General features: G+C 72.2%; 21 protein-coding genes. 13 read left to right on the top strand and 8 right to left on the bottom strand.

Annotated elements, in window-relative coordinates; translation table 11 throughout:
- Window positions 1–2076, bottom strand: coding sequence for a protein-disulfide reductase DsbD family protein (locus ACVBD7_RS00415; protein ID WP_458095547.1), 2076 nt, complete (start codon window positions 2074–2076; stop codon window positions 1–3).
- Window positions 2077–2166: 90 nt separating this feature from the next.
- Entirely contained in the window at window positions 2167–3117 is a 951-nt protein-coding gene (locus ACVBD7_RS00420) for an aldo/keto reductase (protein WP_458095548.1), read from the bottom strand.
- Between the two features lie 171 nt (window positions 3118–3288).
- Here ACVBD7_RS00420 and ACVBD7_RS00425 point away from each other — a divergent pair, with 171 nt between their 5' ends.
- The 7 genes from ACVBD7_RS00425 to ACVBD7_RS00455 all read left to right on the top strand — a co-directional run bounded on the left by ACVBD7_RS00425 (window position 3289) and on the right by ACVBD7_RS00455 (window position 12121).
- A complete protein-coding gene (locus ACVBD7_RS00425; RefSeq protein ID WP_458095549.1) occupies window positions 3289–4527 on the top strand; it encodes an MFS transporter in 1239 nt (412 codons plus the stop codon).
- Window positions 4528–4605: 78 nt separating this feature from the next.
- Complete coding sequence (gene hrpB, locus ACVBD7_RS00430; protein WP_458095550.1) at window positions 4606–7050, top strand: ATP-dependent helicase HrpB; 2445 nt, start codon at window positions 4606–4608, stop codon at window positions 7048–7050.
- 82 nt (window positions 7051–7132) lie between these two features.
- Window positions 7133–8245, top strand: coding sequence for a S1C family serine protease (locus ACVBD7_RS00435; protein WP_458095551.1), 1113 nt, complete (start codon window positions 7133–7135; stop codon window positions 8243–8245).
- The gene (locus tag ACVBD7_RS00440) at window positions 8242–8559 is read left to right on the top strand and encodes a lysozyme inhibitor LprI family protein (RefSeq protein ID WP_458095552.1); all 318 of its coding nucleotides are present in this window, start codon (window positions 8242–8244) and stop codon (window positions 8557–8559) included. Before ACVBD7_RS00435 ends, ACVBD7_RS00440 begins: the two co-directional genes overlap by 4 nt.
- 89 nt (window positions 8560–8648) lie before the next feature.
- Window positions 8649–9335 (top strand): winged helix-turn-helix domain-containing protein, encoded by a 687-nt coding sequence (locus ACVBD7_RS00445; RefSeq protein WP_458095553.1) that lies wholly within the window; start codon window positions 8649–8651, stop codon window positions 9333–9335.
- Between the two features lie 39 nt (window positions 9336–9374).
- On the top strand, window positions 9375–10904 hold the full coding sequence (locus tag ACVBD7_RS00450; protein WP_458095554.1) for a sensor histidine kinase: 1530 nt from the start codon (window positions 9375–9377) through the stop codon (window positions 10902–10904).
- 38 nt (window positions 10905–10942) lie between these two features.
- Window positions 10943–12121, top strand: a complete 1179-nt coding sequence (locus ACVBD7_RS00455; protein ID WP_458095555.1) for a YbfB/YjiJ family MFS transporter — start codon at window positions 10943–10945, stop codon at window positions 12119–12121.
- 36 nt (window positions 12122–12157) lie between these two features.
- Here ACVBD7_RS00455 and dapA read toward each other — a convergent pair whose 3' ends face one another.
- Window positions 12158–13099 (bottom strand): 4-hydroxy-tetrahydrodipicolinate synthase, encoded by a 942-nt coding sequence (gene dapA, locus ACVBD7_RS00460; protein ID WP_458095556.1) that lies wholly within the window; start codon window positions 13097–13099, stop codon window positions 12158–12160.
- Window positions 13100–13378: 279 nt separating this feature from the next.
- Here dapA and ACVBD7_RS00465 point away from each other — a divergent pair, with 279 nt between their 5' ends.
- The 4 genes from ACVBD7_RS00465 (at window position 13379) to ACVBD7_RS00480 (ending at window position 17306) form a co-directional block, all read left to right on the top strand.
- Complete coding sequence (locus ACVBD7_RS00465; protein WP_458095557.1) at window positions 13379–14179, top strand: substrate-binding domain-containing protein; 801 nt, start codon at window positions 13379–13381, stop codon at window positions 14177–14179.
- A gap of 142 nt (window positions 14180–14321) precedes the next feature.
- A complete protein-coding gene (locus ACVBD7_RS00470) occupies window positions 14322–15092 on the top strand; it encodes a class I SAM-dependent DNA methyltransferase (RefSeq protein ID WP_458095558.1) in 771 nt (256 codons plus the stop codon).
- 85 nt (window positions 15093–15177) lie between these two features.
- A complete protein-coding gene (locus ACVBD7_RS00475) occupies window positions 15178–16395 on the top strand; it encodes a CaiB/BaiF CoA transferase family protein (protein ID WP_458095559.1) in 1218 nt (405 codons plus the stop codon).
- Window positions 16392–17306: a hydroxymethylglutaryl-CoA lyase gene (locus ACVBD7_RS00480; RefSeq protein WP_458095560.1), complete on the top strand. Its 915-nt coding sequence runs from the start codon at window positions 16392–16394 to the stop codon at window positions 17304–17306. Before ACVBD7_RS00475 ends, ACVBD7_RS00480 begins: the two co-directional genes overlap by 4 nt.
- A 39-nt stretch (window positions 17307–17345) precedes the next feature.
- Here the strand turns inward: ACVBD7_RS00480 and ACVBD7_RS00485 are convergent, their stop codons facing one another.
- The 3 genes from ACVBD7_RS00485 to ACVBD7_RS00495 all read right to left on the bottom strand — a co-directional run bounded on the left by ACVBD7_RS00485 (window position 17346) and on the right by ACVBD7_RS00495 (window position 19013).
- Window positions 17346–17876 (bottom strand): nuclear transport factor 2 family protein, encoded by a 531-nt coding sequence (locus ACVBD7_RS00485; protein WP_458095561.1) that lies wholly within the window; start codon window positions 17874–17876, stop codon window positions 17346–17348.
- A gap of 67 nt (window positions 17877–17943) precedes the next feature.
- A complete protein-coding gene (locus ACVBD7_RS00490) occupies window positions 17944–18285 on the bottom strand; it encodes an Atu4866 domain-containing protein (RefSeq protein WP_458095562.1) in 342 nt (113 codons plus the stop codon).
- Entirely contained in the window at window positions 18285–19013 is a 729-nt protein-coding gene (locus ACVBD7_RS00495; protein ID WP_458095563.1) for an SDR family oxidoreductase, read from the bottom strand. The genes ACVBD7_RS00490 and ACVBD7_RS00495 overlap by 1 nt, the downstream gene beginning before the upstream one ends.
- Window positions 19014–19151: 138 nt before the next feature.
- Between ACVBD7_RS00495 and ACVBD7_RS00500 the strand changes: the two genes are divergently transcribed.
- Window positions 19152–20063 (top strand): LysR family transcriptional regulator, encoded by a 912-nt coding sequence (locus ACVBD7_RS00500; protein ID WP_458095564.1) that lies wholly within the window; start codon window positions 19152–19154, stop codon window positions 20061–20063.
- A 136-nt stretch (window positions 20064–20199) separates the two neighbouring features.
- Window positions 20200–21519, top strand: coding sequence for a solute carrier family 23 protein (locus tag ACVBD7_RS00505; protein ID WP_458095565.1), 1320 nt, complete (start codon window positions 20200–20202; stop codon window positions 21517–21519).
- A 54-nt stretch (window positions 21520–21573) separates the two neighbouring features.
- Here ACVBD7_RS00505 and ACVBD7_RS00510 read toward each other — a convergent pair whose 3' ends face one another.
- Together ACVBD7_RS00510 and ACVBD7_RS00515 are read right to left on the bottom strand one after the other, a co-directional pair.
- On the bottom strand, window positions 21574–22029 hold the full coding sequence (locus ACVBD7_RS00510; protein ID WP_458095566.1) for a DMT family transporter: 456 nt from the start codon (window positions 22027–22029) through the stop codon (window positions 21574–21576).
- A complete protein-coding gene (locus ACVBD7_RS00515) occupies window positions 22026–22958 on the bottom strand; it encodes an alpha/beta fold hydrolase (protein WP_458095567.1) in 933 nt (310 codons plus the stop codon). The genes ACVBD7_RS00510 and ACVBD7_RS00515 overlap by 4 nt, the downstream gene beginning before the upstream one ends.
- Window positions 22959–22991 lie beyond the last annotated feature (33 nt).

Below are 22991 nucleotides of genomic sequence, written 5' to 3' on the forward strand. Positions count from 1 at the left end.
TCACGCTGCTGGGCGCATCGCCTCCCGCGCAGCCGTCACCGCCTCGATCACCATCCGCTCCGTCAGGATCTGTGGCAGCACCACTGGCGCCCCGCCCCCGGCCGGGTACAGCAGGTAGAGCGGCACGCCCTCCCGCCCCTGCTCCCGGAGGAGGGCGGAGATTGCCGCGTCGCCCCGCGTCCAATCCCCCGTCAGCACCGCCACCCCCGCTTTCGCGAAGGCGGCCCGCGTCGCCTCAGTCTCCAGCGCCATCCGCTCGTTCACCCGGCAGGTGATGCACCACGCCGCGGTCAGGTTCACGAAAACGGGCCGCCCTTCCGCCCGCAGCGCCGCCACCCGGGCCGAGGACCAGGCCTCCCCGGAAGTCTCCGCCACCACACCTGGCCCCGCCGCGTCCGACAGCCGCGGCAGCAGCGCCAGCGCCCCCAGCACCGACACGACCGCGAGCCCGCGCCCGATCCACCCCCGGCGCGGCGTCGCTTGCGACACCCCCAGCGCCCAGGCCCCAAACCCGACCAGCACTGCACCGCCCAGCACCGGCACCAGCCCATCCGGCCCCGCTTGCACAGAGACCACCCAGGCCAGCCAAGCCGCCGCCGCATACATCGGGAAGGCCAAGGCCTGCCGCAGCCGCTCCATCCAGGCCCCCGGCCGCGGCAGCAGCCCGGCAAGGGACGGAACAACTGCCAGCACCAGATGTGGCAGCGCCATGCCCAACCCCATCGCGCCGAACACCGCCAGGGCTGGCCCCGCCGGCATGGCCATCGCTGCCCCGAGAGCCGCCGCCATGAAGGGCGCCGTGCAGGGGGTCGCCACCGCGACGGCCAGCACCCCCGTCCCGAAACTGCCCCCGCGCGCCCCGCGTCCGAGAGTTCCGCCGCCCAGCGCCGGCCCATGCACCGCGAACACGCCGGACAGGTTCAGCCCCACTCCCAGCATCAGCCAGGCCATGCAGGCCACCAGCACGGGCGAGGTGAACTGCACCCCCCAGCCCGCCGCCATCCCCGCCGCTCGCGCCGCCACCAGCGCCCCGCCCAGCGCCAGGAACGCGACGACCACCCCGGCCACATAGGCCAGCGCCTCCCCCCGCACCGCCCCGCGCGAAGCGCCGGATAGGCGCGCCAGCCCCATGGCCTTCATCGCCAGCACAGGGAAAACGCAGGGCATCAGGTTCAGCACCAATCCGCCCAGCAGCGCCCAGCCCACGACAACAAGAAAGCCCGCCCCCGTGCCGGCCGTCGCCGGCACCGCCCCGGGTACGGCCGAAACCGCATAGGCGCTTCGCACCCCCGCCGCATCGGTGATGGCCACCACCCCCGAGAGTGCCTCCGGCACCGGCGACGTCCCGCGCGTCAGCGTCAGCACCAGCGCCCCGTCCCGCAGGGACAGCATCTGCGGCGCCGCGCTCTCGACCACCCCGGCGCTTTCGGGAAAGAAGTAGGCTTCCCGCACCGCCCCGGGCCCGATACCTGTCCCGGACAGCTCGATCGCCCCTTTCGCCCCTTCGAACCCCGCGCGGACGGCGAAGGCAGAAGGGCGGGGCAGGGCGGCTTCGGCAGCGCGGAACAGGCCGGCTGCGGCAGGGTCAGGGCGCGGCGCCGCCTCCACCGGCAGGTCCAGCCGGAAGCTCCCCTCCTCGGGGATGCAGACATCCGCGCAGACCAGCCAGCGCCCGGTGCCCTCGATGGTGAATAGCCGCCCGGGCGCGGGATCCTTCGGCGGCGTCACAACCAGCGGGAACACTGCCTCGCCGAGATAGCCGAAATTCACCAGCGGCCCAAAAGGGATGCGCTGCGGCGCCGGAAACGTCATCGTCCCCGCCTCGCCACCATCCGGCAGGGAAAGATCCAGCGCCGGTGGCTCTCCGGCATCGCCCGGATTGGTCCAGTAGCTGTGCCAGCCCGGCGCCAGCACCTGCCGCAACGCTAGGCGGAAGGGCTGCCCCGGTGCCACCGCAGCCATCTCCGCCACCAGGGTCACCCGCGCGCGCGGCGTCTCCACCGCATCGCTCTCCACGGCCTGCGCCAGGGCAGGGGCGAGGAGGATCGCCAGGAGGAGGAGGATCAGGGCGCGCATGAGGGGGGCATAGGGCCGGGGCCTCGGGCAAGGCAAGGAAGGGCCAGGGGCAGGCGGAAGCGCGGCGCCCGCCCGTCCCCCAGGCCGGCTTTACGCGCTCGCGGCATCCAGCGCCGCCACATCCTCCGCACCCAGCGTCAGATGCACGGCCCGCACGAGGCTGGCGAGCTGCTCCAGGCTCGTCGCACTGGCGATCGGCGCCGTTACGCCCTTACGCGCCATCACCCAGGCCAGCGCCACCTCGGCCGGCTTCGCCCCGAGCCGGCCGGAAACCTCGTCCAGCGCGCCCAGGATCCGCATGCCGCGCGCATCGAGATACTTCTCGATCCCCGCGCCACGCTTGCTCTTCGAGAGATCCTCCTTTGACCGGTACTTGCCGGAGAGGAAGCCCGAGGCCAGCCCGTAATAGCTGATGACTCCGATATCCTCGCGCACCACCAGCTCCTGCAGCGCGCCATCGAATTCCGCGCGGTCATACAGGTTGTATTTCGGCTGCAGGCTCTCGTAGCGCGGCAGCCCCTTCTCCTTCGCCACCGAAAGCGAATCCGAGAGCAGCGCGGCGTCGTAGTTGGAGGTCCCGATCGCCCGGACCTTGCCCGCGCGGATCAACGCCTCATAGGCCCGCAGCGTCTCCTCATGGGGGGTGTTCGGGTCCGGCCAATGCGACTGGTACAGGTCGATCACATCGGTGTTCAGACGGCGCAGGGAATCCTCCACCGCGCGCTCGATCCACTTGGCCGACAGGTCCTTATGCCCCTGGCCCATATCGGATCCCACCTTGGTGAGGATCAGCACCTTCTCCCGCTTGCCAGGATTGGTGCGCAGCCAGTTGCCGATGATGGTCTCGGATTCCCCGCCCACATGCCCGGGCGCCCAGCGGGAATAGACATCCGCCGTGTCGATCGCGCCCAGCCCGGCATCCACGAAGCCATCCAGCAGCGAAAAGCTGGTCCGCTCATCCACCGTCCAACCAAAGACATTGCCCCCGAAGACAAGGGGAGCGATCTCCAGGCCGGATCGGCCGAGTGCGCGCTTCTGCATGGGATGGTCCTGAAAGGTGTGAGCCGCAATTGGGCAGCCGGACACGGCCTGCCCAGGGGGCGCGCCGGACGGGGGGTGGCCATCCCGATTTCCTGAACCGCGATTCCGCAGGCCCTGTTACAAACGCGGGCCCCACATCCAAGGGCGGGGCCCCAGGATGGAAGCGTTTCCATGCAGCAGGCGCCCCGCGCCGAGCGCGCCCTCGATGCGCTCAGCTTCTTCATCTCCGATGCCCGCTACGGGCTGGGCGCCTTCCTCGGCGTCTACTTGATGACCGAGCATGGCTGGGACGCGGCGAGCATCGGCGCCGCTCTCTCCCTCGGCGGCCTCACCGGCCTCGTGTCCCAGGCACCGATGGGGGCGCTGGTGGATGCGGTGCGAGCCAAGCGCGCGCTGATCGCCATCGCGGTCACGATCGTCACAGCCACCTGCCTTGCCATTCCCCTTTTTCCGCAGTTCTGGCCGGTCGCGGCGGCGGGGCTGATCGGCGCGCTGGCCGGGGTCACCATCGGCCCCACCCTCTCCGCTATCGCCCTCGGCATGGTCGGGCCCGAGCGCTTCGCGCGCCGGGCCGGGCGCAACGAATCCCTGTTCCATCTCGGGGACGGCACCATCAGCCTCGTCATCCTGCTCACCGCCCCGCTTTTCGGCAGCCAGGTGCTGTTCTGGAGCATGGGTTTCACCCTGCTGGCCAGCCTGGCCGCCGCCGCAGCCGTCCCCGCCGGCTCGATCAACCATGACGTCGCCCGCGGCCTGCTGCCCGGCGACACGGCGCATGGCGTCCGCCCCTCCGCCTGGCGCGTGCTGCTGGAATCTCGGCCCCTGATGATCTTCGCGGGCTGCGGCGCCCTGTTCCACCTGGCCAACGCCTCCATGCTCGGCCTGGTCTCGCAGAAGCTGGCGCTGGCGAATCTCGGCCAGGGCATCACCCTCACCGCGGCCTCGGCCATCGCGGCGCAATCGGTGATGGTGCCGGTAGCCGCCCTTGCCGGCGCGCGGGCGGATGCCTGGGGGCGCAAGCCGCTGCTGCTCGCCGCCTTCGTCGCCCTCGCGCTGCGTGGCATGCTCTACACCCTGTCCGACAGCACGCCCTGGCTCATCACCGTGCAGCTGCTCGATGGCGTCGGCGCGGGGCTGATCGGCGCGCTGTTCCCCGTCATCGTCGCGGACCTCACGCGCGGCAGCGGGCATTTTGCGGCCGCGCAGGGCGTGGTGGGCACGGTGCACGGCATCGGCGGCGTGCTCAGCATGGTGCTCTCCGGCCTTCTCGTCGTGAGGTACGGCTACGACACCGCCTTCTTCGCCCTGGCCTCCATCGCCGCCCTGGGCGGGCTGCTGTTCTGGGCTGCCATGCCCGAAACCCGCGGCACGGCCGCGCCGGCCCGCATCGTCCCGACCGCCGTGACCTGAGCCGGGCCTCGCGGCGGCAGCGGTGGCTGGACACCGCCGTTTGACAAGCCGCCCCCCGCCCCCGAGACCGGCACCGCGATGCAGCTCCCCGTACTTCCGGTCTCCGAGGCCCTTCCCGCGCTCCTGGCGTCCCTGCGGGACGGCCCCAACGCTGTCCTCGTCGCCCCTCCCGGCGCCGGCAAGACCACCATCGCCCCGCTCACCCTGCTCGACGAGCCCTGGGCCACCGGCAAGATTCTGGTGCTGGAACCCCGCCGCGTCGCCGCCCGCGCCGCCGCCCGCCGCATGGCCGATCTGGCGGGGGAGGGGGCCCCGGGCGGCCTCGTCGGCCTCTCCACCCGCCTCGACCGCGCGGTTTCCGACCGCACCCGCGTCGAGGTGATCACCGAGGGCCTGCTCGTCCGCCGCCTGCAATCCGACCCGGACCTGCAGGGCGTCTCCGCCGTGCTGTTCGACGAGGCGCATGAGCGCCATCTCGACACCGATCTCGGCCTCGCCCTCTGCCTGGACATGCAGCGCGCCCTCCGCCCCGAGCTGCGCCTGCTGGCCATGTCCGCGACGCTCGACGCCGCCGGCTTCGGCACCCTGCTGGACGCTCCGGTGATCGAGAGTGCCGGCCGTGCCTACCCCGTCGCGGTCCACCACCGCCCGCGTGACATCAAGGAACCCCGCGACCTCCCGGAGGCCATGGCAGCCGCGATCCGCGACGCGCTGCGCGAACACCCCGGCGACGTGCTCGCCTTCCTGCCGGGCTGGGGCGAGATCCGCCGCACCGCCGACCGCCTCTCCGGCATCAACGCCGAGATCCTGCCGCTCCACGGCGAGATGCCGCCCGCCGAGCAGGACCGCGCCCTCAACCCCCACCCCACCGGCCGCCGTAAAGTGGTGCTGGCCACCTCTATCGCCGAGACGAGCCTCACCGTCCCCGGCGTCCGCATTGTGGTGGACGGCGGCTACCGCCGCGCCCCGCGGCTCGATGCCGCCACCGGCCTCACCCGCCTCGCCACCGTCCGCATCTCCCGCGCCGCTGCCGAGCAGCGCGCCGGCCGCGCCGGCCGCACCGAGCCCGGCGTTGCCATCCGCCTCTGGACCGAGGCCCTGCATCGCGGCCTGCCGCTCGCCGACCGCCCGGAAATCTTGGAGGCGGAGCTCTCCGGCCTCGCCCTCGACTGCGCTGCTTGGGGCGCCGACCCGCGCGCACTTCCGTTCCTGGATGCGCCGCCCGAAGGCGCCCTCGCCGCGGCCCGCACCCTTCTCCACGACCTCGACGCGCTGGATGGGGAAGGCCGCATCACCGCCACCGGACGCCACATGGCCCGCCTCGGCGCCCATCCCCGCCTGGCCCGCGTGATGGTCGAAACCCGCACGCCGGGGGAGGGGGCGCTCGCCGCCGATCTCGCCGCCCTGCTCGAGGAACGCGACCCCATCCGCAACCGCGAGGCCCCCTGCGACCTCACGATGCGCCTCGATCTCCTCCAGGGCGGCGACCACCCGGAGGCCGACCGCGCCGCCGTTCAGCGCATCCGCCGCACCGCCCAGCTCCACCGCCGCCGCCTCTCCGTCCCCGAGCGGACTCAGCCGGACGGCGACCCCGGCGCCCTCCTTGCCGCCGGCTTCCCCGACCGCATCGCCGCCCGCCGCGGCACGATGGAGGGCGCCTACCGCCTCGCCTCCGGCCAGGGCGCCCGGCTCTCTGCCACCGACCCCCTCCGCAAATCCCCCCTCCTGGCCGTCGCCGCCATGGAGCTCGCCGGCACCGAGGCCCGCATCCGCATGGCCGCTCCGCTGGACCGCGCTACCCTCGAGGCCCGCTTCCCCGAGCGCCTGGTGCGCGAGGAGGTGACGGAGTTCGACACCCGCACCAACGCCGTCGTCTCCCGCCGCCGCCTCCGCTTCGGCCCTCTGGTGCTGGAGGAATCGACCCTTCCCCATGCCGACCCCGCCCAGGTGGCGGAGGCCCTGGCCCGTGCCGCCGCCAGCCGCGCCTTCCGCGACCTCGACTGGACGAAGGGCGCGACCGCGACCCGCGCCCGCCTTCGCTGGGCCCACGCGACGGAGGGCGACCCCTGGCCCGACGTCTCCGACGCCGCCCTGGCCGCCACCGCCGCGGAATGGCTCGCCCCCCATCTCCACGGCCTGACCAAGCTGTCCGAGCTGCGGACCCTGGACGCCGCCGCCATCCTGCGCGGCCTCGCCCCCTGGGCCCTGCAACGCCGCCTGGATGCCGAGCTGCCCGCGCGACTGGACCTGCCCGCCGGTCGCTCCGCCGCCATCGACTACGATCGCGAGGTTCCAGCGCTGGAAGCCCGCGCCCAGCACCTGTTCGGCCTGGCCAATCCGCCCAGCCTCATGGGTGGCCGCATCCCCCTGCAGGTCTCGCTCCTCTCCCCCGCCGGCCGGCCGATCGCCGTCACCTCGGACCTTGCCGGCTTCTGGCGCGGCAGCTGGGCCGAGGTCCGGCGGGAGATGCGGGGGCGGTATCCGCGCCACGACTGGCCGGAAGACCCTTCCCGGACGGCATGACGCCTTGAACGGGCCCGCATCATTCCCTCTCTATGAGAGGAGAAGCCTGCCCCGCCCGATCGCCGGAGAACCTCCCGCCCCCATGCGCCAGCCCATGCCACGCCGTGCCGCCCTGCTCGGCATCGCGGCCCTCGCCGCCGCGCCCGGCTGCACCCCGCTCGACGCCCAGGCCCAGACCGCCGCCCCCGGCACCCGCTTCACCGTGGTGCCGGACTTCGCGGACCTCGCCGCAGCGGTCCTGCCAGCCGTCGTGAACATCGCGGTGACCGGCGAGCAGCAGATTCCCCCCGAGCTGCGCGGCACCCCCTTCGAGCGCTACTTTCGCGGCCCCCGCGGCGGCAATGGCGGCCGCCAGCAGGTGCAGGGCGCGGGTTCGGGCTTCATCATCGATTCCGCTGGCTTCGTGGTCACCAACAACCACGTTGTCGGCTCCGCCGCCCGCGTCGTCGTCTCCCTCCAGGACGGCAGCGAGCACCCGGCCCGCGTCGTCGGCACGGATGAGCTGACGGACCTCGCCCTGCTGCGCATCGAATCCCGCGTGCCGCTCACCGCCGTGCCCTGGGGCAGCAACCCCGTCCGTGTCGGGCAATGGGTGATGGCGGCCGGCAACCCCTTCGGCCTCGGCGGCACCGTTACGACAGGCATCGTCTCCGCCCGCGGCCGCGAGATCGGCGCCGGCCCCTTCGACGACTTCATCCAGACCGACGCCGCCATCAACCCCGGCAACTCCGGCGGCCCGCTGTTCAACACGGCCGGCGAGGTGATCGGCATCAACACCGCCATCTACTCCCCCTCCGGCGCCTCCGCCGGCATCGGCTTCGCCACGCCCTCCGATCTGGCCCGCAGCGTGATCGACCAGCTCCGGCGCGATGGAAGGGTGGAGCGTGGCTGGCTCGGCGTCGCCGTGCAGGATGCGGGTGCCGACGCGCCGCGCGGCCGCCGCGGCGTGCAGATCCAGGGCGTGGAGCGGAACTCCCCCGCCGCCCGCGCGGGCCTGCGGCAGGGCGACCTCGTCACTGCCCTGAACGGAGAGCGCGTCGAGACGTCTCGCGCCCTCATCCGCACCATTGCAGGCGTCACTCCCGGGCAGAGCGTGCGCCTCTCCCTGACGCGGGACGGCCGCAGCCAGGACATCAACGTCCAGGTCGGACGCCGCCCGCCGGGGACGGGAACCTCGACGACGCCGCAGCAATGAGGCGCATCCTTCCCCTGATTGCCGCCCTGCTCCTGCCCGGCATCGCCGCCGCACAGCCCTCCTTCGACTGCGCGGCGGCCACCACCTCGGTCGAGCAGACGATCTGCGGGTCGGACGCGCTCTCCACCCTCGATCGGGACCTGGGCGCGGCCTATCTGCGCGTCGGTGGCCTCCCCGGTGTCGCCGCCGGCCAGCGCGCCTGGCTCGCCGAACGGAACCGCAGCTGCGGCCGGGCCGGCCCCGGGCAGGAGGGGTGCCTTGCCCGCAGCTACGCGGCGCGTCTGGCGGATCTGCGGGCGATGGGCCAGAAATAGCGCATCTTGCGCCCTGCTCCCTTGCGTGACGCTATGGGGCAGTGGTGCGGCGCCGCGGGCGCCGCGCAGATGAGAACCAGGGAAGTATTGTGCGAATCCTCCTCGTCGAGGACGACCCCGAGGTCGCCCGATTCGTCCGCCGCGGCCTCACCGAGGCCGGCCATAGCGTCGAGCACCGCGACAATGGCCGGGACGGCCTTTTTGCCGCCGCCGGCGAACCCTTCGACCTCCTCGTGCTGGACCGGATGCTGCCCGGCGGCGTGGATGGCCTTCGCCTTGTTGAGACCCTCCGCGCCCAGGAGAATCGCACCCCCGTCCTCTTCCTCACGGCGCTGACCGCGGTGGATGAGCGCGTGCGCGGCCTGAAGGCGGGCGGTGACGACTACCTCACCAAGCCCTTCGCCTTCGCCGAGCTCCTGGCCCGCGTCGAAGCGCTCGGCCGCCGCCCCGCCGCCGAGGTGCCCGCCACGAAGCTCCGCGTTGCGGATCTGGAGCTGGACCTCCTCTCCCGCACCGTCACCCGCGCGGGCAAGAAGATCGACGTCCAGCCCCGCGAGTTCCGCCTGCTCGAGCATCTGATGCGCCATGCCGGCCAGGTGGTCACGCGGACGATGCTGCTGGAGAAGGTGTGGGACTACCATTTCGACCCCCAGACCAACGTCATCGACGTCCATGTCTCCCGGCTTCGCCAAAAGCTGGACCGCGGCTTCGACAAACCGCTGATCCATACCGTCCGCAACGCCGGCTACATGATCCGCGCGGAGGAGGCGGCCTAGGGCGCCGGTCATGCTGACAAAGAACGCGCCTTAGCCGCGATGCCCACCGAGGAACTCCGCCGCGCCCCCGTGCCGCGCCTGGTGGAGAGCGCCGGCTTCCGCTTCGCCGTCTTCTTCGCCACCATGTTCCTGCTCGGCGGCATCGCCTTCGCCGGCATCGTCTGGTGGAACACCGCGGGCGGGCTGGACCGGCAGACCGACAACGCTATCCGCGCCGATATCGCCGCCCTTACCGCCCGCTACCGCGAGACCGGCCGCACGGGGGTGCTGGAAGCCATCGCATTCCGCCTGGCGCGGGACGGCGACGACCAGGACCTCTACCGCTTCACCGACCGCGACGGCCGCTTCCTCGCCGGCAACCTCGACACCACGCCGGACGAGTTGGACGGCCCGCCGCCCGAGGGTGAATCCCTCCGCTGGCTCCGCGCCCCCCTGGTGCGCGACGGCATCGTCACCGAGGCCCGCCTCTACCGCGCTGACCTGCCGAACGGGGACCGCCTGCTCGTCGGCCGCGACGTGGAGGAGCGCCTGCACCTGCGCGAGCTCCTGGCCCGCGGCATCGGCTGGGCCGCCAGCGCCTCCGGCCTCATCGCCCTTATCGGTGCCCTGCTGCTGCGCCGCGCCCTGCAGAACATGCTCCGCCCGGCATCGGACACCGTCACGGCCATTGCCGCCGGCGACCTCACCCAGCGCGTCCCCCTCTCGGGCCGCGAGGACGAGTTCGATCGGCTGGGCCGCACGCTGAACGCCATGCTGGACCGCATCGGCACCCTCATGGCCGGCATCCGCGGCGTGTCGGACGCCATCGCCCACGACCTCCGCACCCCCGTCGCCCGCGCCCGCGGAAGGCTGGAGGAGGCGCTGGACGCGGAGCCCGAGGCCATGCACCGCGCCGTCGAGCAAGGCATCGCCGACCTCGACGGCATGATCCGCATCTTTCACGCCGTGCTCCGCATCACCGAAGCGGAAGCGGGCGCCCGCCGCGCCGCCTTCGCGCCGCTGGACCTCACCGCGCTCCTCGCCGATGCCGCCGAGCTCTACGAGGCCATCGCCGAATCCCGCGCCGTCACGCTGGAAACCACCCTGCCGCCCGCCATGCCGCTGACAGGCGACCGCGACCTCCTCCTGCAGGCTGTGGCGAACCTGCTGGACAATGCGGTGAAGTTCTCCCCCGCCGGTGGCCGCATCCGCCTCCTTGCCGAGGCCGCATCCGGTACCGTCCGCATCACGGTGGAGGATGAGGGTCCCGGCCTGCCCGATGCCGACCGCGCCCGCGCCGGCGAGCGCTTCTTCCGCGCGGAGGCCGCCCGCCATACCCCCGGCTACGGCCTCGGCCTGTCCCTCGTCCGCGCGGTGGCCGGGCTGCATGGTGGCGAACTGGTTCTTGCCGATGCCAGACCCGGCCGAATTCCGCCCGGCCTCGCCGCTACCATCACCCTCGACCCCGGCTTCCCCGATGCCGTGCCGGGCGCCGCATCCCCCGCCCATCCGGCCCCGCCCGGCCCAATTCCTGCCCGCACCGCTCCCGCCGCCGATGCCCTGCCCGGCCCCGGGCCGACCACCCCGTGATCTCTCGCAGCACCGCCGGGGAGGGCCCGCTCTCAGCCATGAGTACTGGCCCGCCGCCTCTCCCGAAGGTGGCATCGCCGGTCGCCGCTGCCCTCGCCGGCTCCGCTGCCCTCTGCACAACCATTGGCCTTGCCCGCTTCGGCTACGTTCCCCTCTTCCCCGCCCTCGTTGCTGCCGGCTGGGTAGGGGGAGGGGAGGCGGGGGCTCTCGGCGCCACCACCTTCGCTGGACACCTCGTCGGCGCGCTCACAGCCCCGATCCTCGGCGCCCGCCTTGGCATACGCCGCGCGCTGGACCTCGCCATGGCGCTGGCCACACTAGCCTTCCTCGCCTGCGCGGTGACGGAACTGCTTCCCTGGAGCGGATTTGCTTGGCTGGCCCCCTGGCGCGGGGTGGCGGGCGTTGCCGGCGGCATCGCGATCTCGCTGGCCGGCCCCGCCGTCCAGGCTGTCACGCCCGAGGGGCGGCGCGGCCAGGCGGGCGGAATCGTCATTGCGGGCGTCGGCGCCGGCGTTATCGCCGCCGCCCTCCTCCTGCCCGCGCTGCTGCACGGCGGCCCCGCCCTTGCCTGGGCCGGGCTCGGCCTCGCCTCCGCTGCCCTCTGGGCCTTCGCCTATCCTCGCTGGCCCAACCCGCTCCGCCCGGTCGTCTCCGCCACCCCGGCCGTCGCCGGAACTGCCGCGCCCACCCCCGTCCGCGCCGTCACTCTCGCCTACGGCCTTTCCGCAGCCGGCATGACGCCGCCCATGGTCTATCTCGCGGACCTCGCCGTGCGCGGCCACGGTATGGGACTGGCCGGCGGCGGCCTGGTCTGGGCGCTGTTCGGCGTTGGGGCTGTCGCCGGCACTATCGGCGGCGGCCGCGCCGTGGACCGCCTGGGGCGCTGGGCCATGCCGCTCTGGATGGGCGTCCAGGTCGCGGCCCTCACCGTCGCGCTCCTGCCCCATCCCGCTGCCATCCCGCTCGCGGCCCTGCTCTCCGGCTTCTCCGGGGTCGGTATATCCGCTGTTGCCCTCGGCCGGTTGCGCGCCATCACGGGCGCCGGCACCGGCCGCGCTTGGGCCCGCGCCACCGCCGTCTATGCCGCGGCCCAGGCAGGGACCGGCTACGCTCTCGCCTGGCTCTTCGCGACGGTTGGGGAGCAGCATCCGCCGGTCTTCCTGGCGGGCCTCGTCCTCAGCGCGCTGGGTCTCGCGGTGGCGATCCGGCGCGGCTGAGACCGGCGCGGCTGACGCCCAACACCGGGTCCGGCCCTACACCACGACGACGCGCTTCACCGCCTCGGGCGCGGTGGCCGTCACCGAACGCCGCTCCATCTCTATTCCGATCCGCGCAGCGAGCCCGTCGCTTACCGCGATCATTGGCAGCCGCACCTCCGGGCTGTCGATCAGCCCTGCGCGCCAGAGCCAGTGCTTGATTGGCGCGGGGCTGGGCTCCGCGAACAGCAGCCGCGGCAGCTCGCAGATCGCTCGCCAGGCCGCCAGCGCCCCCGCCGCGTCGCCATCGCGCAGTAAGGAGCGCACGGAAGCGAAGGCGCGCGTCTCTACATGCGCGGAGGCAATGATGCCACCCTCGGCGCCCTGGCTGAGCATCGGGTGGAACAGCGCATCCTCCCCCGTCAGCACCGCGAAGTCGCCCGGCTTGCGGCGCAGCAGCTCGAAGGACTGCGCCACGTCCGCCGAGCAGTCCTTCACGCCCACGACGTTCGGCAAGGCGGCCAGCTCCAGCATCGCCGCGTTGCCGAGATTCACGCCCGTCCGATACGGGATGTTGTAGATCATGATCGGCCGCGCGGTGCTCCCGGCGAGCACGGTGAAGTGCCGGGCCATCCCCTCCTGCGAAGGCCGCGTGTAGTAGGGGCAGGTGATGAGGTAGCCATCGATCGGCCACGCCGCGCTGCGCCCCAATGCAGCAACCAGCTTCCGCGTGTCGCTCCCGGAAAGCCCCAGGAACACCGGCATCCGCCGCCCGGCCACCGCAAGCTCCTCGCCCGTGAGCCGGACAAGGCGCCCGACCTCCTCCTCGTCGAGGGTCAGGCCCTCACCCGTCGTGGCCGCAAGAATCAGCCCGTCGATCGGTTCGCCGGCATAATGCCGCACGAGCCGCCGCGACGACGCCTCGTCGAGCACGCCATCGCGGAACGGCGTGACGAGCGGCAGCCATAAGCCGCCGGGTGTCGGGTGGTTCGTTTCCATGCTGTCCGTCTCCTCCTGTGCCGGAGACGGGACCTGAAGGTGACCCCGTCCAACCGGCGGGGTCCAACCTGATCCTGTGGCGCTGTGGCTTACCGCGCGCGACGATCCAGGGCGCCCCGCGAGGGGCACTTCTTCGACGGAACGGGCTTGGCGCAGCGATGGATCACGCCGGCATCATTTCCTGCCGGTATCGAGGACGTCAAGCGGCCATCCCCTCGCGCCCCTAGGCCATTCCCCGGAATGCCCGCTACCCTCCCCAGCAACCGGAGGAACAACGCCATGCCCCATCACGGAACCAGCCGCCGCGCCCTGCTCCTGGCCGCCGCCGCCCTGCCACTGCTCGCGCGCCGCGCGGCCGCGGCGGAGATCCAGGTGATGGCCTCCGGCGGCCTCACCGCCGGCTACCGGCTGCTCATCCCAGCCTTCCAGTCCGCCACCGGCCACACGCTGCAAACCGTCCAGGGCGCCTCCATGGGCCAGGCGCCTGACGCCATCCCCCAGCGCCTCGCCCGCAACGAGCCCGCCGACGTCCTCCTTCTCGCGGCCGACGGGCTGGAGGCGCTGATCGCCCGCGGCCTAGCGCAGCCCGGCAGCCGCGTGGACATCGCGCGCTCCCTCATCGGCATGGCCGTTCGCAAGGGTGCGCCGAAGCCGGACATCTCCTCGGTGGAAGCCTTCCGCCAGGTGCTTCTGAACGCGGGGTCTATCGCCTATTCGGCCAGCGCCAGCGGGGTCTATATCGAGACCGAGATGTACCGCCGCCTCGGCATCCACGATCAGGTCATGCCCAAGAGCCGCCGCATCCTCAGCGAGCGCGTGGGCACGGTGGTGGCGCGCGGCGATGCCGAGATCGGCTTCCAGCAGGTGAGCGAGCTGCTGCCGATCGAGGGTATCGACTACGTCGGCACCATCCCCGAGGCCGTGCAGCAGCCCACAATCTTCTGCGCGGGCATCGCGACGAATGCGCGGGACCCGGAGGCGGCGCGCGCGCTCATCCGGTTCCTCGCCTCTGCCGAAGCCGCCCCGGTCCTCGCCCGCACGGGGCTGGAACCGATGGCCACCGCGCGCACGCCTGGCTGAAACACGACTGGCTGAGATGCGGCCGGCTGAGCGGGGCAGGGGGCACGCGCCCCCGAATCCCGAGCTACTCCCGGATATGTCGGTTCAGTGAGCTCGGGATCGGTGTTTCCTGCGCCTCCGGTCACATGGTCGGAGGTTTCGGTTGAACGCTTTCACGTACACGGGCGTCGAGGCGCCCTCGCTCTACGCCGCTGCGGATCTTTACGACGCGATCGTCCAGCCCGGACCCTGCGAGAACTTCTACCGCGAGGAGGCCCGCGGCGCGGATGGGCCGGTGCTGGAACTCGCCTGCGGCACGGGCCGCCTCACCCTTCCGCTCGCGCGCGACGGCCATGCGGTGGTCGGGCTGGATTCCTCCCGCCCCATGCTGGAAGCGGCCCGGCGCAAGGCCCGGGAAGGCGGGATCGGGGCCAGCTTCCTCCAGGGCGACATGCGGAATTTCGAGCTCGGCCGCCGCTTTGCCCTCATCGTCATCTCCTGCAACTCGCTCGCCCATTTGAGCGAGCCGGAGGACATCCTCGCCTGTCTCTCCGCCACATGCCGCCACCTTGCCCCGGGCGGCACCCTGGCCTTCGACGTGATGCAGCCCGATCTCGGCGCCCTCTCCCGGCCGGAGCAGGGGCCGCGGCGGCTCGACCTCGGCCCGAACCCCTCCTCCGCGATCGAGGCTGAGGAGGTGTCGAGCTATGACCCCGTCACCCAGCTCCGCACCTCCCGCTGGCGCATCCGCCGCGCCGGCCAGCCCGAGCAGGCCATGGCCCCGCTGGTGCTGCGCCAGTTCTTCCCGAGGGAGCTGCCCCTGCTACTCCGCGCCGCGGGGCTGGAACTGGTGGCGCGCCACGGGGACTTCGCGCGCAATCCCCTCGGCCCGGGCAGCCTTAACCAGATCTGCCTCGCTCGCGCCGCCGGATAGCCTGCGCGGGGCCGGGCGCGGCGATCCCCCCTTGCCACCGCCGCCCGGCCGGGGAACATCGCCCCAACGCAGGAGTGAACCGCCCATGCCGGACCCGACGGGCCCCAATCCACCGCCCGAGGACCCCCGCCTTCCCCTCACCGGGCTCCGCGTCGTGGAGCTCGGCCACTACATCGCTGCTCCCTTTGCCACCCGCCTGCTGGCCGATCTCGGGGCCGAGGTGATCAAGGTGGAGCCGCCCGAGGGCGACCCGCATCGCGACTGGGGCGCCCGCGTGAACGACCATGCCGTGTGGTTCTCCGTCCATGGCCGCAACAAGCTCTCCGTCACGCTCGACCTGAAGTCGGAGGAGGGTCAGCGGCGCCTGCGCGCCCTCTGCGCCCGCGCCGACGCGCTGGTGGAGAATTTCCGCCCTGGCTATCTCGAGCGCATCGGCCTCGGCCCGGATATCCTGCGCGCCGAGAACCCTCGCCTCGTGATTGCCCGCGTCTCCGGCTACGGCCAGGATGGCCCGTATCGCGACAAGCCCGCCTTCGGCGCCATCGGCGAGGCGATGGGCGGCCTCCGTCACCTCACAGCCAATCCCGGCCAGGCCGACCTGCCGCCCCCGCGCTGCGGCGTTTCCATCAGCGACGACCTCGCCGGCATGTATGCTGCGCTGGCGCTCGTCTCCGCCTGCTGGGGCCGCGACCGCAACCCGGACGGCAAGGGAACGACGATCGACCTCGACCTCGTCTCCTCCGTCTTCTCCCTAATGGAGGGGATGCTGCCGGAATACGGGTTGCTCGACCGCATCCGCCAGCCGATGGGCGCCGCCCTCCCCAGTGCCGCGCCGACCAACACCTATCCCTGCGCCGACGGCAAATGGCTGGCGGTCGCCGGCAACTCCGATCTCATCTACCGCCGCCTGATGACCCGCATCGGCCGCGAGGACCTGGCAGCGGACCCGCGCATGGCCAGCAACTCCGGCCGCTGCGCCAACGCGGGCGAGCTGGACGAGGCCATTGCCGCCTGGACCCGCACCCTCTCCGCCAAGGATGCGCAGGAAGCCCTGGAAGCCGTGCAGGTCCCGTGCTCGCGCCTCTACGACATGCGCGACTGCGCGGAGGACCCGCATTTCCAGGCCCGCGACATGATGCTGGAGGTGCCGGACCCGCTGGTCGGCACCGTGGTGCCCCACCCCGCCGCGCCCTTCCGCTTCGAGGGCGTTCCCCCTCGTGACATGATCCGCTGGCCAGGCCCCGCTATCGGCCAGCACAACGACCACGTCTTCGGCACGCTGCTGAAGGAGGACACCCCATGAACGACATTCCGCCCGACACGGCGATCATCAGCGACGTCGCCCCGCGCGACGGCCTGCAATCCATCGGCCCCTTTGTGCCGACCGAGACCAAGATCGCCATCACCCGCGCGATCTACGATGCCGGCATCCGCCGCATGGAGATCGGTTCCTTCGTCTCGCCCAAGGCCATCCCGCAGATGGCGGACACGGCCGAGGTGCTGCGCGCTGCCCTGCAGATGCCCGGGCTGGAATGCACCGTCCTCGTGCCCAACCGCCGCGGCTACGAGCTTGCCGCCACCTCGGGCGCCCAGCGCCTCGGCCTGTTCATGTCGGTGACCGAGAGCCACAACCAGGCGAACCTCAACCGCTCGCGCGAGCAGTCCTTCACCGACCTCGCGGCGATTGCGCGAGAGGCCCGCGACGCCGGCCTTCTGGTGCGCTGGAACCTCTCCACCGTCTTCCACTGCCCCTTCGAGGGCGTGGTGCCGGCCACCGAGGCGCTGGACTGGATCGAGCGCGTCACCGCGGTGGACCCCTCCATCGAGATCGCGCTGGCCGACACCACCGGCAACGCCGCCCCCGACCAGGTTCGCCGCCTGTTCGAGAGCGCCCATGCCTCCTGGGGCGAGCGCTTCGCCTTCCACGGCCACGACACCTACGGCATGGGCGTCGCCAATGTCTCCGCGGCATGGGAAGCGGGCGTGCGCGTCTTCGATTCCGCCGCGGGCGGCCTCGGTGGCTGCCCCTTCGCACCGGGCGCGACGGGCAATGTCGCGACCGAGGACGTGGCCTGGCTGTTCCGCCGCATGGGCGTGAAGACCGGCATCGACTTCGACCGCCTGCTCGCGGCGGCAGATCTGGCCGCCAGGGTGCCGGGCGGCACGCCGGGTGGACGCCTGCGTGGCGTGCCCGCGGTGCGGCAGGCGGCCTAGGCCCTGAAAGGCAGGGAGGGGATCGAGGCCCCGCCCTGCCTACGGCCGTCGCGGCTCGCTGCCCTCGACGGCCCGCTGGTAGGCGACGAGGTCGAGGAACGCCTCGGCCTCGACAACCGAGCCGTCCCTCATGCGGAAGATCCACACGAACTGGTTGGTGTAGGCGGCGCCAGAGTTGGTCGTGGCCGACGCCTCGAAGCGGATGATCACCGTGTCGCCCGTGGCCCAGATGTGGTGGACCTTCGGGACGAGCGGTGTCGCCAGACGGTTGATGAGGGGACGCGAGGCGCGCTCGATGAAGTCCGCACGGCTCCGGTAGGTTCCCGCGACAGGGCCGGAACCGTGGATCGTCCAGACCACGTCGGGCGAGAGCAACTCAGTAAAGGCGCTCCGCCCCGCTGCCCATCCGTCGAAGGCGCGGCGGACGATCTCCTCGTTGCGCATCAGCATGGGCGCTTCGGCCGGCGCGGCGCTGGCCGCCAGGGGCGCCGCGGCGAGCGCGAGCGCCAAGGCCGCGGGCAGGCGGCGGCGCGCCATCATGCGCCAGGACATCCAGGGTGTCAGGGACACGGTATCATTCCTCTTGCTGTTGGAACTTGCAGGCGTGGCGGCACGATCCGCCTCGCGCGGCGCAGGGTCACGGCTGCGGCGATGCACCGGCCGGCCGCCGGCGCAACACCATCCCGCCGTGATGCAGGGTATCGGCATCGACGAAGTCGCCATCGGCGGTGAAGCCGGTGTCGTCCCAGTACTCGATGTGGTTGCCGGTCACCTCGTAGCGCCCGCGATACGCGCTCTCGCGCCTGCCCCGCGCCTCGTCGTAGCGGCCGTCCGGCAGCAACTCGTGCCGAACACGCCCGTCATCGGTGACCCACATGCCGACATAGGGATGCGCCGGGCGCGCCGCGCCCTGTTCTGCCGCGGCAGGGCTGGCGAGCGCCATGGCGAGCCCCGTTGCGGCCAGGCTGAACCGGCGCATCACTGCACCGTCCGCGTGGGGCGCACCACGATCTCGTTGACGTCCACATCCTCCGGCTGCTCCAGCGCGAAACGCACGGCGCGCCCGATGGCATCCGGCCGCAGCGCAATCGCGCGATAGCCCTTCATGGCCTCCGCCGCTGCGGGATCGGTGATCGTGCCGGCGAGCTCGCTCTCCACCACGCCGGGATGGATGCACGTGACGCGAATGTCCTGCCGTTCCTGCCGCAGGCCGTCCGAGATGGCACGCACCGCGAACTTGGTCGCGCAGTACACCGCCGCCGTGGGCACCACGCTGAGCGCGCCCACAGAGGCGATGTTGATGACATGGCCCGAACCGCGCGCCGTCATCTCGGGCAGCACGGCAGCGATGCCGTAGAGGACGCCCTTGATATTCACATCGACCATCCGCTCCCACTCCTCGACCTTCATCGAGGCCATGAGCGAGAGCGGCATGATCCCCGCGTTGTTGACGATCGCGTCCACGCGGCCGAACTCATCCCGCCCCGCCTGCGCGAAAGCTTCCACGCTGGCGCGATCGGTCACGTCGAGATGGCGCGTCGCAACGTGGGCACCGGTGCTGCGAAGTTCCTCGGCCAGCGCCTCCAGCCGCTCCGTGCGGCGGGCGCCGAGCATCAGCGTCGCCCCGGCCGCCGCGAGTTCCCTACTGATGCCGAGCCCGATGCCGCTGGAGGCGCCGGTAACAAGAACAACCTTCTCAAGAGCCATGGCGGCTTCTCCCATCCTCCCGGCCCCGCTCCGCGCCCCGGCAGGGACACGGCATCGGCCGGTGGGGAGAAGTTAGGGGTCCGGGACTGGCCGGATAATCCGCCTTCCCGGCAACGCCTTGGTTAGTATAACTGGACAATGCGCCCGGATCTGAACGCCCTCGCCGTCTTCGCGACCGTTGCCGAGACACGCAGCTTCCGCGCCGCCGCGGACCGGCTGGGCGTCACGCGTTCGGCCGTCAGCCAGTCGATCCGCCGGCTGGAGGAATCCCTCGGCGCCGCCGTGCTGCGCCGGACCACGCGGAGCGTCGCGCTGACCGAAGCCGGCGAACACCTGCGCGCCACCATCGCCCCCGCCATCGCCGAGATGCACGCCGCCATGGAAGGCGTGCGCGGCCTGGCCGGCCCGCCGCGCGGCCAGCTCCGCATCGCAGTCTCCTCCATCGCGGAGAGCTTCCTGTCCGGCCCCCTCCTCGCCGGTTTCTGCCGGACCTTCCCGGAGGTGCAGCTCGACATTCTCGTCACCGATGAGGAGGGCGACATCGTCGCGATGGGCTTCGACGCGGGCGTGCGGCTGGGCGAGGTGATCGAGCGGGACATGATCGCCGTCGCCGTCTCGGACGATCAGCACCAGCTCGCCGTCTGCTCGCCGGCCTATCTCGCCGAGCGCGGCCGGCCCGAGCACCCGCGCGACCTGGCCACACATCGCTGCATCGGCTGGCGCCCGGCGCCGCATCGCCCGCCCTATCGCTGGGAGTTCGCGGAAGCCGGGCGGGAATTCAGCGTCGACGTCGCGCCCGAGGTGACGACCAACGACATGGGCTTGATGATCCGCATGGCCCTCAGCGGCGCCGGGATCACCTTCGGCATGGCCGACACCTTCCGCCGCTTCCTCGAGACCGGCGAGCTCGTGCCCGTGCTGCAGGACTTCAGCGCCCCTTTCGCGGGCTTCTACCTCTACTATCCCAGCCGCCGGAGCGTGGACCCCAAGCTGCGCGCGCTGATCGACCATGCCGAGCGACACCGCCGGAAGGGCAAGGCGCAGTCCTAACCCGTTTGAGGCCTTGGCCAGCGTCACCCCGGCGCATCACCCCGCGACGGAACTCCCGAACATCCGCGGCACCGCTTGGGCCGCGCCGCCGCATGCGACAGCATGGGTCACCAATCCGTCACGAGGCCCCGAGTCCATGTCCCTCTTCCCCAGCTGGCCGCTCGCCCGCAGCCCGGTCGTCGCCCCCGACGAGCGCCTGCCCTGGGGCACCACCGGCCTGCTCGGTATCCAGCACCTGGTGGCCATGTCCGGTTCCACCATCCTGGGCCCGCTGCTGATGGGCTTCGACCCGAACCTCGCCATCCTCTTCTCCGGCATCGGCACGCTCATCTTCTTCCTGCTCGTCGGCGGGCGAGTGCCGAGCTACCTGGGCTCCTCCTTCTCCTTCATCGCCGTCGTCATTGCCGTGACCGGCTATGCGGGATCGGGCCCCAACCCGAATATCGGCCCCGCGCTCGGCGGCATCATCGCGGCCGGCGCCCTCTATGCCGCGATCGGCGTGCTGGTGATGTTCACCGGCTCCAACTGGGTCGAGCGGCTGATGCCCCCCGCCGTCACCGGCGCGGTCGGCGCCGCCATCGGCCTCAACCTGGCCCCCGTGGCGGTGAAGGGCATCGAGGGCACCGGCCCGCATGTCATCGTCGCGCTCGCCACGCTGATCGCCACGGCGCTGATCGCCGTCTACGCGCCGCTCGCCATCCGCCGCATCTCCATCCTCGCCGGCATCGCCTGCGGCTACGTGCTGTACCTCGTCATGGCGAACGTCATGGGCCTGCTGCCCCCCATTTCCTTCGCCGAGCTCTCCGCCGCCCCCTGGTTCGGCATGCCCGCCTTCCGCGCGCCCAGCTTCGATGCCGGCGCCATGGCCCTCATCGCCCCTGTCGCCTTCATCCTGGTCGCGGAGAACCTCGGCCACATCAAAGCCATCGGCGCGATGACCGCGCGCAACCTCGACCCCTATATCGGCCGCGGCTTCCTCGGCGATGGCATCGCCACGATGGTCTCCGGCTTCGGCGGCGGCACGGGCGTCACCACCTATGTCGAGAACATGGGCGTCATGGCCGTCACCCGCGTGTTCTCGACGCTCCTCTTCGTCGTCGCCGCCCTCTGCGCGATCGCGCTCGGCTTCTCGCCGAAATTCGGCGCGCTTCTCCGCACCATCCCCGGCCCCGTTCTCGGCGGTCTCGCGGTGGTGGTGTTCGGGCTGATCGCCGCCGCCATGATCCGCCTCTGGGTCGACAACCGCGTGGACTTCTCGGACGCGCGCAACCTCATCACCGTCGGCACCGCGCTCGTTCTCGGCGCCGGCAACTTCACGGTGACGATCGGCGGCTTCTCCATCGCCGGCATCGGCACCGCCACCATCGCCGCCATCGGCCTCTACCAGCTCCTCGGCATCGGCCGGCGGGACCCGGTGCAGGTGGTGCACGGCATGGGCGACAACGCCCCGCACTGACAGCCGGAGGTCGGGCCCGGCCGCGCCCGGGTCCGACCTCTCACCGGCAACCCGTCACGGCCGGTCCAGCCGCACCGCCATCAGCGCCGCGCCCAGGATCAGCAAGCCCGCCGCCACCACGCGCTGCGCGCCGAGCGGCTGCACCGGCATGCCGAACCACCCCGCGCCATCGAGCGCCATGGCCGCCAATACCTGCCCGGCCATCACCAGGGCGATCATGCTCGCCGCGCCGATCTGCGGCGCCACCGCCGTCGTCGCCGACAGCACCACCGCCCCGCACAGCCCGCCCGTCCCGGCCCACCAGGGAAGCCCCGACAGGCCCCCCGGCCGCGGCCCCGTGCGCCCCATCACGCCCGCCACCGCCGCGAGCACCACCGCGACCACCAGCGCCGAGATCGCCGCCGCCCAGACCGGCCCGCCCACCGCGCGCGCCAGCCGCGCATTCACCACCGCCTGCAAGGGCAGCATCGCGCCCGCGAGAACCGCCAGGCCGAAGTGAAAGGCGCTCACCGCGGCGCCTCCGCCCCGAAGAAGCGGATCAGCTCCCCCGACACCCGCTCCGGATCCTCCTCGGGCATATAGTGCCCGCAGCCCGCCACCACCCCACCGCGCACATCGGACGCCACCATTCGCATGGCATCCACGATCGTCTCCCCCACGCCGCGCTCCGCCCCCAGCGCCAGCACGGGCATCGCGAGCGGCCGCGCGGCCCGGGCGCGGCTCGCCGCCAGCCCTTCCGCCGAGAAGGCCGCCTTGTAGTACCCCGTCGCCGCGCGCACCGCGCCGGGCGCGGCAAGCTGGCGCGCATACTCCTCGATATCCTCCGCCCCGATCGCCCAGGGCCGGGCCGCCTTGGCGCGGAACAGCCAGGTGAGGAAGGCCCGCTCCCGCCCTGCGATCAGCATCTCCGGCAGGTCGTCCAGCCGGTTGAAGCCGAAATGCCAGCTGCGCAGATTGGCCTCCTCTGGCGGCAGGTCCGTGCGCGGCGAGGACAGCCCCGGCACCAGCGCATCCAGCACCGCCAGCCGCCTGACATCGCCGGGCCAGTCCGCCGCCAGCGCATGCCCGATCCAGCTGCCCACATCATGCCCGGCGACATCGACCGGCCCCGCCTCTAGCAGCCCGAGCGCCAGCGCCAACCCCCAGATTTCCGCCGCCACCGTGGCCAGGTCGTAGTCCCCCGGCGGCCGATCCGAATCCCCCATGCCCCGCGGGTCCACAGCCACCACGCGCTGCCCCGCCGCCACCAGCCGTGGCATCACCTGCCGCCAGGCGTACCAGCTCTGCGGCCATCCCGGGATCAACAGCACCGGCGACCCCGTGCCGCCCTCGACATAGTGGAGGCGCACATCCCCCACCGCCGCCGTCCCATGGCGGAAGCTTCCCCGGAAACGCGTGCGGTCCGTGAAATCCATCGGCGCGGCAAGGCTGTCCGTCATGCTGACCTAATTGGGAAATGATCATTGCCAAAT

This window comes from Roseomonas sp. WA12 (genome assembly GCF_054165765.1).